Raw genomic sequence first — 12,469 nt, forward strand, 5'->3', positions numbered from 1 at the left:
GCGACTGGCCGGAGACGACTGATGGAACAGAGTTACGGGATCATGGGCATGCCGGGCGTCGGCTTCTTCGGCATGCTGATCATCGGCTTCCTTGCCGGCTACGTCGCCGAGCGCACGATGAACCGCGACCATGGCTTCCTGACCAACATCCTCGTCGGCATCGCTGGATCGTTTGTCGGCGGCACTCTGGCAGCGCTGCTCGGTATCAATTATTACGGATTCATGGGCAATCTGATCGTCGCCATCGCTGGTGCGGTCGTCGTGCTCTGGATTTTCGGCCGCTCGCAAGCGCGTCGGCCTTGATAGGATAGACTGATGGTCACTGTGCTCGATCTCAAAGACCGTCCGCGCGCGCGGCACCCGGAAAAGGCCCACCGGCCGGACCAGGAAGTCCTGCGCAAGCCAGACTGGATCCGCGTCAAGGCGCCGGTGTCGCGCGGCTATCAGGAAACGCGCGAGATCGTGAAGTCGCACAAGCTGGTCACCGTCTGTGAGGAGGCCGGCTGTCCCAACATTGGCGAGTGCTGGGAAAAGAAGCACGCCACCTTCATGATCATGGGCGAAATCTGCACCCGCGCCTGCGCATTCTGCAACGTCGCCACCGGCATCCCGACGGCGCTCGACCCGAACGAGCCGGAGAGCGTGGCCAAGGCCGTCGCCCAGATGGGCCTGACCCACGTCGTCATCACTTCGGTCGACCGCGACGATCTCGCCGACGGCGGTGCCCAGCATTTTGCCGACGTGATCCACGCCATCCGCCGGCTGACGCCGACCACGACCATCGAAATCCTGACGCCCGACTTCCTGCGCAAGGAAGGGGCTCTGGAGATCGTCGTTGCCGCGCGCCCCGACGTCTTCAACCACAATCTTGAAACCGTGCCGTCGAACTATCTGACCGTTCGCCCCGGCGCGCGCTACTTCCATTCGATCCGCCTGCTGCAGCGGGTCAAGGAGCTCGATCCCTCGATCTTCACCAAGTCCGGCATCATGGTCGGCCTCGGCGAGGAGCGCAATGAAGTGCTGCAACTGATGGACGACCTGCGCAGCGCCAATGTCGACTTCATGACCATCGGCCAGTACCTGCAGCCGTCGAAGAAGCACCATCCGGTCAAGACGTTCGTCACGCCTGATGAATTCCAGTCCTACGCCACGGTCGGCAAGTCCAAGGGCTTCCTGCTCGTTGCATCGAGCCCGCTGACGCGCTCGTCGCACCATGCCGGCGATGATTTCGCCAAGCTGCGCGCCGCACGCGAAGCGCTGCTCGCGAAAAAGGCCTGATCAGCGCCGGATGCCGAAATTCGAAACCACCCGCCACGTCGGCCATCCGCCAGACAAGATGTTCGCCCTGGTTGCCGACGTGGAGAAATATCCAGAATTCCTGCCGCTGTGCGAAGCACTCAACGTCCGCTCGCGGCGCGAGCGCGATGGACGTGAAATTCTTGTGGCCGACATGACTGTCGGCTACAAGGCATTCCGCGAAACCTTCACCACCCAGGTTCTGCTCACGCCTGACGAAAACACCATCGACGTCAAATATCTCGATGGCCCGTTCCGCTATCTCACCAATGAATGGAAATTCGTCCCGGCGCCCGACGGCGGCTCCGGCGTCGAGTTCTTCATCGACTACGAATTCAAGAACCGGATCCTCGGCGCGCTTATGGGCACGATGTTCGACCGCGCCTTCCGCATGTTCGCCGAAGCCTTCGAGAAGCGCGCCGACGCGATCTACGGCCCCGCGAAACCGGCCTGACCGACGGCCCGCAGGCCCAATCCCAGCGCCGTCCTCACCGTCTCGCGGCGGATGAAGTCGCGCCCCTTGTCTTCGAAGATGCGAAACTCCGCTTCCACGGGCGCGCCCTTTCGCGCGACACCGAACCAGACCAGGCCGACGGGCTTTTCGGCCGAGCCACCGCCGGGGCCGGCGACGCCTGTTACCGCAAGCGCCAGGCTGGCGCGCGAATGGGCAAGCGCACCCGCTGCCATTTCAAGTGCCGTTTCCCGCGACACCGCGCCATGCGCCTTGAGCGTCGCCTCGGAGACGCCGAGCATCGCCATCTTGGCGTCGTTGGAATAGGTGATGAAGCCGCGGTCGACGACGGCCGAGGAGCCGGCAATGTCGGTCAGGGCCGCGATGATCATGCCGCCCGTGCAGCTTTCGGCCGTTGCAATCATCATGCCTTGGGCAAGGCAGGCGTCGAGCAGGGCCGAGGCGAGGGCGGTGACGTCGCTCATTCCGGCAGTTCTCCGGGATAGACCACGCTTGCGGTTGCGATCGCGGCGATGCCCTCTTCACGCCCGATGAAGCCGAGCTTCTCGTTGGTCGTTGCCTTGATCGAGATGCGCTCGGGCGCGATGCGCAGCATGTCCGCGAGTTCCGCCGTCATTGCCGCACGATGGGGACCGACCTTTGGCGCCTCGCAGATCAGCGTGACGTCGGCATTGGCGATGCGGCCACCGCGCGAGCGCACGATCGCCGCCGCATGTTCGACGAACTGGCGTGACGCGGCACCCTTCCACTGCGGGTCGGATGGCGGGAAATGGGTGCCGATGTCGCCGGCGCCGCAGGTGGCCAGTAGTGCGTCGGTCAGCGCATGCAGTCCCACATCGGCATCGGAATGTCCGTTCAGCTTCTTCGAATGCGCGATCTTCACGCCGCACAGCCAGACATGGTCGCCTGCTTCGAATGAGTGCACGTCGTAACCGTTGCCGGTACGGACGTCGGGAAAGCTGATTGCTTGGCCGGAAAGGCGCTGATCGGCCATGGCGATGTCCTTAGCCCAGGTGAGTTTGACGTTGTCGGGCGAGCCGAGCACGAGGCGAACCGGGATGCCTGCCCATTCTGCGATGGCGGAATCGTCTGTGAAATCGCTGCGGCCGGCCTCGAAGGCGCGCTGGTGCGCGGAAAAGATCGGATCGAAGGGAAAGCCTTGCGGCGTCTGCGCCGAATGCAGGCCCGCGCGCGGCACTGTTTCGGCCACGGTACGGTCGAAGGCTTCTTTCTTGAGCGTGTCGGAAACTGGCAGCGACGGCAGTGAGCCGTGACTGGCGTCGATGCCCGAAATGGCGCGATCGATGACTTCAGGGCTGATGAACGGCCTGACACCATCATGGATCAGCACGGCCTGTGGCCTGCTTTCCTGCAAGGCAATGAGCGCAAAGCGCGTCGAATCCTGGCGCGTGGCGCCGCCGACGACAGTGGTGACGTGCGCGGCCAGTTCGCCGGCAGCTGAGGCAAAAAGCTCGCTGTCGTCGGCGTGGATGGCAACCGCGATCGGGCCAACCTTGGGGTGGTCGAGAAATGCCTTCAGCGTGTGCCAGATCACCGCCTTGCCGCCGATCCGGCGATATTGCTTCGGACCGTCAGCCTGGCCGGCGCGTTCACCGCGCCCGGCCGCCACGACCACGACGGCGACCTTCGAATTCTGCTGGTTCGGCAACGGCTTCGGATTCATGAGCAGAGGCTTAGCCGCGGGCCCTCAGGAAGGCCAGAGGAATCCAGAAAGCGCCGCATTCGGCTGTCATTTCGCAGTTGCACAATGACCCGACAGTGGCTACTCATTGTGCAGCAGTGAATGGTGCTTTGTTTTTGTGCATGACTGATCTGGAAAAACTCGGCGAGCCGCTTTCGATCGGCGATGTGACGATCCGCAATCGGGTGTTCCTGGCGCCGATGTCGGGTGTCACCGATGAAGCCTTCCGCACGCGCGCTTATGCCCATGGTGCCGGCCTTGTCGTGTCGGAGATGGTGGCGAGCGGCGAACTGGCAAAGGGGCGCGGCTCCAGCGGCTTCCGCATCCGCCATTCCGGCCTGCCCGTGCACATGGTGCAGTTGGCCGGCCGCGAGGCAGCGCATATGGCCGAGGCCGCCCGCATCGCCGTCGGCGAAGGCGCCGATGTAATCGATATCAACATGGGCTGCCCGGCCAAGAAGGTGACTGGCGGTTATGCCGGCTCGGCGCTGATGCGCGACCTCGACTACGCGCTGACCTTGATCGATGCCGTCGTTGGATCAGTCGACGTGCCCGTGACGCTCAAGATGCGGCTGGGCTGGGACGACGACGTGCTCAATGCCCCCGAATTGGCCCTCCGTGCGGAGCAGGCGGGCGTCCGGATGGTCACCGTGCATGGCCGCACGCGCTGCCAGTTCTATCAGGGCAAAGCCGACTGGCGCGCCATCGCGCGCGTCAAGCAGGCAGTCAGCATTCCCGTCGTCGCAAATGGCGATGTGGCGACACCGGGAGATGCGATGGGCATTCTCGAGCAGTCGGGTGCCGATGCCGTCATGGCGGGGCGTTCGCATTATGGTGCGCCATGGACCGCTGGCGTGATCGCCGCTGCCGCAGGCAGGAGCGGTGCAACTGATGTGCCCAGGTCGTCGTCCGAACTGGCCGACTATGTCGTTGCCCATTACGAGGACATGCTGGCGCTCTATGGCATCGAGAGTGGCCTGCGCCAGGCGCGCAAGCATCTCGGCTGGTATCTTGATCGCCACACCGCTTCACTGCCTGACGAGCTGCGCCGCCGGGTGATGACATCGTTCGAGCCGCAGCAGGTGATTTCTTTGCTGCGTGAAGCACTTGCGGCTTTCGGCGAATGCATGTTCGAAAGGAATGCGGCATGAGTTTCGACCGGGCGCCCCAGTCGGTTGATGCCGCGCAGATCGTGCTCAACACGATCCGTCGCCCGGTCATCATGATCGGGCCGGACAATTTCATCACCTTCGCCAATGCCGATGCCGAGGACTTCTTCCGTTCCAGTGCTGCCATGCTGTCGCGCAGCGAGCTGTCGCGCTTCGTGCCTTTCGGCAGCCCCATCCTGACGCTGGTCGAGCAGGTGCGCGAGCGCAACACGCCCGTCAACGAGTACCGCGTCGACGTTTCGTCGCCCCGGCTGGGCATCGAGAAGATGGTCGATCTCTACGTCGCACCTGCATCCGAGTTGCCGGGATCGGTGGTGGTGATGTTCCAGGAGCGCTCGATGGCCGACAAGATCGACCGCCAGATGACGCATCGCGGTGCCGCGCGCTCCGTCACCGGCCTGGCCGCGATGCTGGCGCATGAGATCAAGAACCCGCTCTCCGGCATCAGGGGGGCCGCGCAGCTTTTGGAGCTCTCCGCTTCCGACGAAGACCGCGCGCTGACGCGGCTGATCGTCGATGAAACCGATCGTATTGTTTCGCTCGTCGACCGCATGGAGGTGTTTTCGGATGAGCGACCTGTTGACCGCTATCCGGTAAACATCCACGTCGTGCTCGACCATGTGAAGGCGCTGGCCAGGAACGGCTTTGCCAATGGAATCAAGATCCTGGAGGATTACGATCCGTCGCTGCCGCCGGTTTATGCCAACCGCGACCAGCTGATCCAGGTGTTTCTCAACCTGGTCAAGAACGCCGCCGAGGCGATCGGCCACGACCCGCATGGCGAAATCACGCTGTCGACCGCCTTCAAGCCCGGCATCCGCATGTCGATCCCTGGCACACAGGATCGTGTCTCGTTGCCGCTGGAATTCTGCGTCCACGACAACGGATCGGGCGTGTCAGAGGACATCCTGCCGATCCTGTTCGACCCTTTCATCACCACCAAGCCCAATGGCTCGGGTCTCGGTCTGGCGCTTGTCGCCAAGATCGTCGGCGACCATGGCGGCGTGATCGAGTGCGATTCGACCCCGCGCGGCACCACCTTCCGCATCCTGATGCCTGCCTGGAAGGAACTGCCCGTGCATCTCGACGACGACAGTGAAGGAGCCCATCGATGAGCGTGCGCGGAAACATTCTTGTCGCCGACGACGATGCGGCGATCCGCACGGTGCTCAACCAGGCGCTGTCGCGCATGGGTCATGAGGTTCGCGTCACCTCCAACGCCGCGACGCTGTGGCGCTGGGTGGCGGCCGGCGAGGGCGATCTTGTCATTACCGACGTGGTGATGCCCGACGAGAACGCCTTCGACATGCTGCCGCGCATCAAGAAGGCGCGCCCGGAGCTGCCGGTTATCGTGATGAGTGCGCAGAACACATTCATGACCGCCATCCGCGCGTCGGAAACCGGTGCCTACGAGTATCTGCCCAAACCCTTCGATCTCACCGAGCTGCTAAGCATCGTCAATCGTGCGCTGTCCGAGCCACGGCGGCCGAAGAGCGACCAGCGCCATGACGAGCAGCCCGACGCCATGCCACTGGTCGGCCGTTCGGCGGCGATGCAGGACATCTACCGGATGCTCGCCCGCATGATGCAGACGGACCTGACCGTCATGATCTCGGGCGAATCGGGCACCGGCAAGGAGCTGGTGGCGCGCGCGCTCCATGAATATGGGCGTCGCCGCAACGGACCGTTCGTTGCCATCAACATGGCCGCCATCCCGCGCGACCTGATCGAATCCGAGCTGTTCGGTCATGAGAAGGGCGCTTTTACCGGGGCGCAGAACCGCTCCACCGGCCGGTTCGAGCAGGCCGACGGCGGCACTTTGTTCCTTGACGAGATTGGCGACATGCCGATGGAGGCGCAGACCAGGCTGCTGCGCGTGCTGCAGCAGGGCGAATACACCACCGTTGGCGGCCGTACCCCGATCAAGACCGATGTGCGTATCGTCGCAGCCACCAACAAGGATCTGCGCACGCTCATCAACCAGGGCCTGTTCCGCGAAGATTTGTTCTATCGTCTCAATGTCGTGCCGCTTCGCCTTCCAGCGCTGCGCGAACGTTCGGAAGATGTCCCCGACCTCGTCCGCCACTTTTTCAAGCTCGGCGTCAGCGAAGGGCTTCAGGCCAAGCGTATCTCGGCCGGCGGCGTCGAGTTGATGAAGCGCTATCCCTGGCCGGGCAATGTGCGCGAGCTGGAAAATCTGGTGCGCCGGCTGGCTGCACTCTATCCGCAGGACGAGATTTCGGCCGAAATCATCGAATCTGAACTCAAGACCGGCGAGCAGCCGGTTGTCCCAGGTGGCAATCTCATCCCCGACGATCTGTCGGTCGGCCAAGCGGTCGAACATTTCCTGCAGCGCTATTTCGCGATGTTCGCCGGCGACCTGCCGCCGCCCGGGCTCTACCAGCGCATCCTTGCCGAGGTCGAATACCCGCTGGTGCTCGCTTCGATGACGGCGACGCGCGGCAACCAGATCAAGGCCGCAGAACTTCTGGGCCTCAACCGCAACACGCTGCGCAAGAAGATCCGCGAACTCGGCGTCAACGTCTACAAATCGTCGCGGCCGGCCTGACGCGCGAACATCGCGTCGGGACTGAACACGCTTATCTGTCGATAGCCCGTCTAAACATTTTCGCTTCGGGCGAAAATGTTGCATAATCGCCACAATGCGTTGCATAGATGCGCCGCAATCAATGTCTCTACACGGCAGCATGGCGAGCCAGGCAAAACCTCTAAACGACAAGACGCCCGTACACCCCCGGCAGGAAGGTCGCCGCCTTCTCGCGCTTCCGGGCGTGCTGGCTATCGCCGCCGCGCTGGTTTCGGCAGCGGTGTCGTTCGCCATTCTGATCGGCGTCACCCCGATCACGCCTGATTCGACGACGACGCTGGCGCTGATCGCCATCAATGCCGTGCTGGTGCTGATCCTCGTCGGGCTGATCGCCTTCGAGATCCAGCGCATCGTCATGGCCCGCAAGCGCGGCAAGGCCGCGTCGCGACTGCATGTGCGCATTGTCACGATGTTCGCGCTGGTGGCAGCTTTGCCGGCGCTGCTTGTCGCCGTCGTCGCCTCGATCACGCTCGACATCGGCCTCGACCGCTGGTTCCAGATCCGCACCACGACGATCGTCAATTCATCGCTGTCGATCGCCGAAGCCTATGTCCAGGAAAACGCCCGCAACCTGCAGAGTACGACGCTGTCGATGGCCAACGACCTCGACAACAACCGTCCGCTCTACGGTCTCGACCGCAGCGGCTTCCTCGACTTCATGGGCCGGCAAGCGCAATTGCGGGCGCTGGCCCACGCGGCCCTGATCAGCGCCGACGGCTCCTTCGTCATGAGCGCCAAGACCGGCGCCGATTTCGCCATGCCCGAACCGCCGGCCGTTGCGGTGCAAACGGCGGCGGACGGCAAGCCGGTGCTGATCGAGCCGAAGACGCGCAACATCGTCGGTGCCATCATCAAGCTGCGCGAGATCGAAGGGCTCTACCTCTACACGATCCGGCTGGTCGATCCGGAGGTGATCAAGGCGCGCCAGATCGTTACCGCCAACACCGAGGAATATCGCGACCTCGGCGCCAACCGGCGTACCACGCAGATCGCCTTTGCGCTGCTCTATCTCGGCCTGACGCTGATCGTCGTGCTGTCGGCGATCTGGACCGGTATTGCGGTCGCTGACCGCATCGTCCGGCCGATCCGCCAGCTGATCGGCGCCGCCGACGAGGTTGCCACAGGCAATCTCGACGTCTCGGTGCCGGTGCGGCAGTCGGATGGCGACGTCGGCGCGCTGAGTGACACGTTCAACAACATGCTGCTCGAGCTCAAGTCGCAACGCAACGAGATCCTGACCGCCAAGGACGTCATCGACGAGCGCCGTCGTTTCTCGGAGGCCGTGCTGTCGGGCGTTACCGCCGGCGTCATCGGCGTCGACCCTTATGGCAGCATCACCATCGTCAATCCGTCGGCGGAGGCGATGCTGGCAATCTCGGCTTCCGAGTCGCTTGGCCAGAACCTGTCGATCCTGTTGCCGCATGTCGGTCGCGTCTTCGAGATCGGCCGTAAGTCGGGCCGCGCCGTCTACCGCGAGCAGGTCACCTTCTATCGCGCCGGCGCCGAGCGCACCTTCAACGTGCAGGTGACGGTCGAGGAGGGCGAGAGCGAGGTTGGCGACAAGTCCTATGTCGTCACGATCGACGATATCACCGACCTAGTGACCGCGCAGCGCACCTCCGCCTGGGCCGACGTTGCGCGCCGCATCGCCCACGAGATCAAGAACCCGCTGACGCCGATCCAGCTGTCGGCGGAACGTATCCGTCGGCGCTACGGCAAGGTCATCACCGAGGACCGCGAGGTCTTCGACCAGTGCACAGAAACGATCATCCGCCAGGTCGGCGACATAGGCCGTATGGTCGATGAATTCTCGGCCTTCGCGCGTATGCCGAAGCCCGAGATGAAGGTGATCGACATCCGCGAACCGCTGCGCGAGGCGTCGTTCCTCGTCGAGGTCAGCCGCGCCGACATCGCCTTCGAGCGCCAGATCACGCCGGGACCGCTCAAGGGAACGTTTGACAGCCGCCTGATGGCCCAGGCGTTCGGCAATGTCATCAAGAATGCCGCCGAGGCGATCGAGGCGGCGGAGCGCCAGACCGGTGAGGCCGGGGTCATCAAAATCCGGGCGCGGCGGGACGGCAACTCGATCCGCATCGATGTGATCGACAATGGCAAGGGATTGCCACGCGAGAATCGCCAGCGGCTGCTCGAGCCCTATATGACGACACGCGAGAAAGGCACGGGGCTCGGCCTCGCTATCGTCAAGAAGATTGTCGAGGACCACGGCGGAAGATTGGAACTTCACGACGCACCAGCCGATTTCCATGGCGGGCGCGGCGCGATGATCAGCATGATCCTGCCTGCGGCGGCCGAAGAGGCCGCGGCACCCAAGGGTGCCGACGACGCAGTGCAGGGCAGAGAAACCGAAAAGGTCGGAAATGGCGTCTGATATTCTTATCGTTGACGACGAGGAAGACATCCGCGAACTGGTCGCGGGCATCCTGAGCGACGAAGGCCACGAAACCCGTACGGCGTTCGACGCCGACAGCGCGCTTGCCGCGATAGCGGATCGTGCGCCGCGTCTTGTCTTTCTCGACATCTGGTTGCAGGGGTCCCGGCTCGACGGCCTGGCGCTGCTCGACGAAATCAAGACGCTGCACCCCAATCTGCCTGTCGTGATGATCTCCGGCCACGGCAACATCGAAACGGCCGTTTCGGCGATCCGCCGCGGCGCTTACGACTTCATCGAGAAGCCGTTCAAGGCCGACCGGCTGATCCTTATCGCCGAGCGCGCGCTCGAAACCTCGAAGCTTAGGCGCGAGGTTTCCGACCTCAAGATGCGTAGTGGCGAAACCCACGACCTGATCGGCATGTCGTCGGCGATGAGCCAGTTGCGCCAGACCATCGACCGTGTTGCGCCGACCAATAGCCGCATCATGATCATCGGCCCGTCGGGTTCGGGCAAGGAAATGGCCGCGCGCGCCATCCATGCGCTGTCGTCACGCAAGAACGGCCCGTTCGTCGCGCTCAATGCCGCGACGATCACGCCGGAGCGCATGGAGATCGAGCTGTTCGGCACCGAATCAAACGGCGGCGAACGCAAGGTGGGAGCACTCGAAGAGGCGCATCAGGGCATCCTCTACCTCGATGAAATCGCCGACATGCCGCGTGAGACGCAAAACAAGATCCTGCGCGTGCTCGTCGAGCAGCAGTTCGAGCGCGTCGGCGGCACCAAGCGGGTCAAGGTCGACGTCCGCATCATCTCGTCGACGGCGCAGAATCTCGAGGCGATGATCGCCGAGGGGCGTTTCCGCGAGGATCTCTATCACCGCCTGGCGGTCGTGCCGGTCATGGTTCCGGGGCTTGCCGAGCGCCGCGAGGACATTCCTTACCTCGTCGACAACTTCATGAAGCAGATGGCCAAGCAGGCCGGCATCAAGCCGCGCCGCATCGGCGACGACGCGCTCGCCGTGCTCCAAGCCCACAACTGGCCGGGCAACGTCCGCCAGCTGCGCAACAATGTCGAGCGCCTGCTGATCCTTGCCCGCAGCGACAACCCCGAAGCGCCGATCACGGCCGACTTGCTGCCGTCTGAAATCGGCGACGTCATGCCGCGCGCGCCCAACCAGTCGGACCAGCACATCATGGCGCTGCCGCTGCGCGAGGCGCGCGAGATGTTTGAGAAGGAGTATCTGATCGCCCAGATCAACCGCTTCGGCGGCAACATCTCGAAGACGGCCGAATTCATAGGCATGGAGCGCTCCGCACTTCATCGCAAGCTCAAATCGCTTGGCGTCTAGCATGCTCGATGGGGTTTCAGCTGAGATGGCGGACAGGCAGGATCGATCGATGACATGCGCGTAATCATCTGTGGGGCGGGGCAGGTCGGTTACGGCATTGCGGAGCGGCTGGCGGCTGAAAAGAACGATGTCTCGATCATCGACACCGCGCCCGAGCTGATCCAGGCGGTGCGTGACCAGCTCGACGTGCGCGGCTTCGTCGGCCACGGCTCGCATCCGGAGGTGCTCGAAGCCGCCGGTGCGCAGAACGCCGACATGATCATCGCGGTGACGCTGTTCGACGAGGTCAATATCGTCGCCTGCGAGGTGGCGCACGCGCTGTTCAACGTGCCGATGAAGGTCGCGCGCATCCGCTCGCAGTCCTATCTGCAGCCGCACTACCAGGACCTGTTCTCGCGCGAACACCTGCCAATCGACGTTATCATCTCGCCGGAGCTGGAAGTCGGCGAAATGGTGCTCAGGCGCATCACGCTGCCCGGCGCCGTCGATGTCGTCCGCTTCGCCGAAAACCACATCATCATGGTGGCGATCGAATGCCTGGAGGATTGCCCCGTCATCAACACGCCGCTGGCGCAGTTGAGCGAGCTGTTCCCCGATCTGCCTTCAACCGTTGTCGGCGTGACCCGCAACGACCGCCTGTTCATCCCCCATTCGGCCGACCAGCTTGTGGCGGGCGACCTTGCATATGTGGTGACCACCAAGGAGCAGGTCCGGCGCACGCTCGGCCTGTTCGGCCATGACGAACAGGAAGCGACACGCATCGTCATCGCCGGCGGCGGCAATATCGGCCTGTTTGTTGCCCGCACGCTCGAACAGCGCCAGAGCCGCACCAAGATCAAGATCATCGAGGCCAACAGGGAGAGGGCGGTCAAGGTCGCCGACGTGCTCCGCCGCACGGTCGTTCTCAACGGCAGTGCGCTCGACCAGAAGCTTTTGATGGAAGCTGACATCCAGGATGCCGACCTGATGGTGGCGCTGACCAACAACGACCAGGTCAACATACTGTCCTCGGTCATGGCCAAGCGCCTGGGCTGCAAGGGCAACCTGGCGCTGATCAACAACCCGGCCTATCACGACCTGACCAAGCCGCTCGGCATCGACGCGCACGTCAATCCGAGTGCGGTGACCATTTCGCGCGTATTGCAGCACGTCCGGCGCGGCCGCATCCGGCAGGTGCACTCGATCCAGCGCGGTGCCGCCGAGATCATCGAGGCCGAGGCGCTCGAAACCTCGCCGCTGGTCGGCACGCTGCTGCGCGACCTGGAACTTCCCGATGGCATGCGCATCGGTGCCATCTACAGGGATGGCCATGTCGTCAAGCCAAGCGGGTCGGTGAAGATCAAGCCTCGGGATCGTGTCGTCATCTTCGCGCTTGATAAGGCGGTCAAGCAGGTCGAGCAGATGTTCCGCGTGAGCCTCGAATTCTTCTGACCTGGACCAGCCTTTTGCGGATTGCCGCGTGGCACAAATCGACTAGAACTC

11 protein-coding genes are annotated in these 12,469 nt (G+C 63.5%); 9 read left to right on the plus strand and 2 right to left on the minus strand.

The features are described 5' to 3' along the window. The first annotated feature begins 21 nt into the window (after positions 1 to 21). Genes SLT36_RS15145 through SLT36_RS15155 form a run of 3 tightly spaced genes read left to right on the plus strand, consistent with a single transcriptional unit; the run spans position 22 to position 1,750 of the window. The gene (locus SLT36_RS15145; RefSeq protein WP_432283376.1) at positions 22 to 303 is read left to right on the plus strand and encodes a GlsB/YeaQ/YmgE family stress response membrane protein; all 282 of its coding nucleotides are present in this window, start codon (positions 22 to 24) and stop codon (positions 301 to 303) included. A 12-nt stretch (positions 304 to 315) separates the two neighbouring features. Then, positions 316 to 1,278, plus strand: coding sequence for a lipoyl synthase (gene lipA, locus SLT36_RS15150; protein ID WP_432283377.1), 963 nt, complete (start codon positions 316 to 318; stop codon positions 1,276 to 1,278). A 10-nt stretch (positions 1,279 to 1,288) separates the two neighbouring features. Further along, a complete protein-coding gene (locus SLT36_RS15155; protein ID WP_067962323.1) occupies positions 1,289 to 1,750 on the plus strand; it encodes a type II toxin-antitoxin system RatA family toxin in 462 nt (153 codons plus the stop codon). Here the strand turns inward: SLT36_RS15155 and SLT36_RS15160 are convergent. Beyond that, positions 1,726 to 2,232, minus strand: coding sequence for a CinA family protein (locus tag SLT36_RS15160; protein ID WP_432283378.1), 507 nt, complete (start codon positions 2,230 to 2,232; stop codon positions 1,726 to 1,728). The two genes, SLT36_RS15155 and SLT36_RS15160, sit on opposite strands and share 25 nt — an antisense overlap. Next, positions 2,229 to 3,452 carry a bifunctional 2-C-methyl-D-erythritol 4-phosphate cytidylyltransferase/2-C-methyl-D-erythritol 2,4-cyclodiphosphate synthase gene (locus tag SLT36_RS15165; RefSeq protein ID WP_432283379.1) on the minus strand — a complete coding sequence of 408 codons (1,224 nt, stop codon included), beginning with the start codon at positions 3,450 to 3,452 and terminating at the stop codon, positions 2,229 to 2,231. The genes SLT36_RS15160 and SLT36_RS15165 overlap by 4 nt, the downstream gene beginning before the upstream one ends. A gap of 140 nt (positions 3,453 to 3,592) precedes the next feature. Between SLT36_RS15165 and dusB the strand changes: the two genes are divergently transcribed. The 6 genes from dusB to trkA all read left to right on the plus strand — a co-directional run bounded on the left by dusB (position 3,593) and on the right by trkA (position 12,418). Next, positions 3,593 to 4,621, plus strand: a complete 1,029-nt coding sequence (dusB, locus tag SLT36_RS15170; RefSeq protein ID WP_432283380.1) for a tRNA dihydrouridine synthase DusB — start codon at positions 3,593 to 3,595, stop codon at positions 4,619 to 4,621. Next, positions 4,618 to 5,754 carry a two-component system sensor histidine kinase NtrB gene (locus SLT36_RS15175; RefSeq protein WP_067962316.1) on the plus strand — a complete coding sequence of 379 codons (1,137 nt, stop codon included), beginning with the start codon at positions 4,618 to 4,620 and terminating at the stop codon, positions 5,752 to 5,754. Before dusB ends, SLT36_RS15175 begins: the two co-directional genes overlap by 4 nt. Beyond that, positions 5,751 to 7,208 (plus strand): nitrogen regulation protein NR(I), encoded by a 1,458-nt coding sequence (ntrC, locus tag SLT36_RS15180; RefSeq protein ID WP_067962314.1) that lies wholly within the window; start codon positions 5,751 to 5,753, stop codon positions 7,206 to 7,208. The genes SLT36_RS15175 and ntrC overlap by 4 nt, the downstream gene beginning before the upstream one ends. A 94-nt stretch (positions 7,209 to 7,302) precedes the next feature. After that, positions 7,303 to 9,636, plus strand: coding sequence for an ATP-binding protein (locus SLT36_RS15185; protein ID WP_432283381.1), 2,334 nt, complete (start codon positions 7,303 to 7,305; stop codon positions 9,634 to 9,636). Then, positions 9,626 to 10,987 (plus strand): sigma-54-dependent transcriptional regulator, encoded by a 1,362-nt coding sequence (locus SLT36_RS15190; protein WP_067962312.1) that lies wholly within the window; start codon positions 9,626 to 9,628, stop codon positions 10,985 to 10,987. Before SLT36_RS15185 ends, SLT36_RS15190 begins: the two co-directional genes overlap by 11 nt. Before the next feature lie 54 nt (positions 10,988 to 11,041). Beyond that, a complete protein-coding gene (gene trkA / locus SLT36_RS15195) occupies positions 11,042 to 12,418 on the plus strand; it encodes a Trk system potassium transporter TrkA (RefSeq protein WP_432283382.1) in 1,377 nt (458 codons plus the stop codon). Positions 12,419 to 12,469 lie beyond the last annotated feature (51 nt).

It is taken from the genome of Aminobacter sp. BA135, from assembly GCF_050859125.1.
In the GTDB taxonomy this organism is placed as follows: Bacteria; Pseudomonadota; Alphaproteobacteria; order Rhizobiales; family Rhizobiaceae; genus Aminobacter; species Aminobacter ciceronei.

Coding starts and splice junctions, on each gene's coding strand:
- trkA (WP_432283382.1), top strand. CDS start 11,042: ATGCGCGTAATCATCTGTGGGGCGGGGCAGGTCGGTTACGGCATTGCG.
- ntrC (WP_067962314.1), top strand. CDS start 5,751: ATGAGCGTGCGCGGAAACATTCTTGTCGCCGACGACGATGCGGCGATC.
- lipA (WP_432283377.1), top strand. CDS start 316: ATGGTCACTGTGCTCGATCTCAAAGACCGTCCGCGCGCGCGGCACCCG.
- SLT36_RS15190 (WP_067962312.1), top strand. CDS start 9,626: ATGGCGTCTGATATTCTTATCGTTGACGACGAGGAAGACATCCGCGAA.
- SLT36_RS15145 (WP_432283376.1), top strand. CDS start 22: ATGGAACAGAGTTACGGGATCATGGGCATGCCGGGCGTCGGCTTCTTC.
- SLT36_RS15155 (WP_067962323.1), top strand. CDS start 1,289: ATGCCGAAATTCGAAACCACCCGCCACGTCGGCCATCCGCCAGACAAG.
- SLT36_RS15175 (WP_067962316.1), top strand. CDS start 4,618: ATGAGTTTCGACCGGGCGCCCCAGTCGGTTGATGCCGCGCAGATCGTG.
- SLT36_RS15160 (WP_432283378.1), bottom strand. CDS start 2,232: ATGAGCGACGTCACCGCCCTCGCCTCGGCCCTGCTCGACGCCTGCCTT.
- dusB (WP_432283380.1), top strand. CDS start 3,593: ATGACTGATCTGGAAAAACTCGGCGAGCCGCTTTCGATCGGCGATGTG.
- SLT36_RS15165 (WP_432283379.1), bottom strand. CDS start 3,452: ATGAATCCGAAGCCGTTGCCGAACCAGCAGAATTCGAAGGTCGCCGTC.
- SLT36_RS15185 (WP_432283381.1), top strand. CDS start 7,303: ATGCGTTGCATAGATGCGCCGCAATCAATGTCTCTACACGGCAGCATG.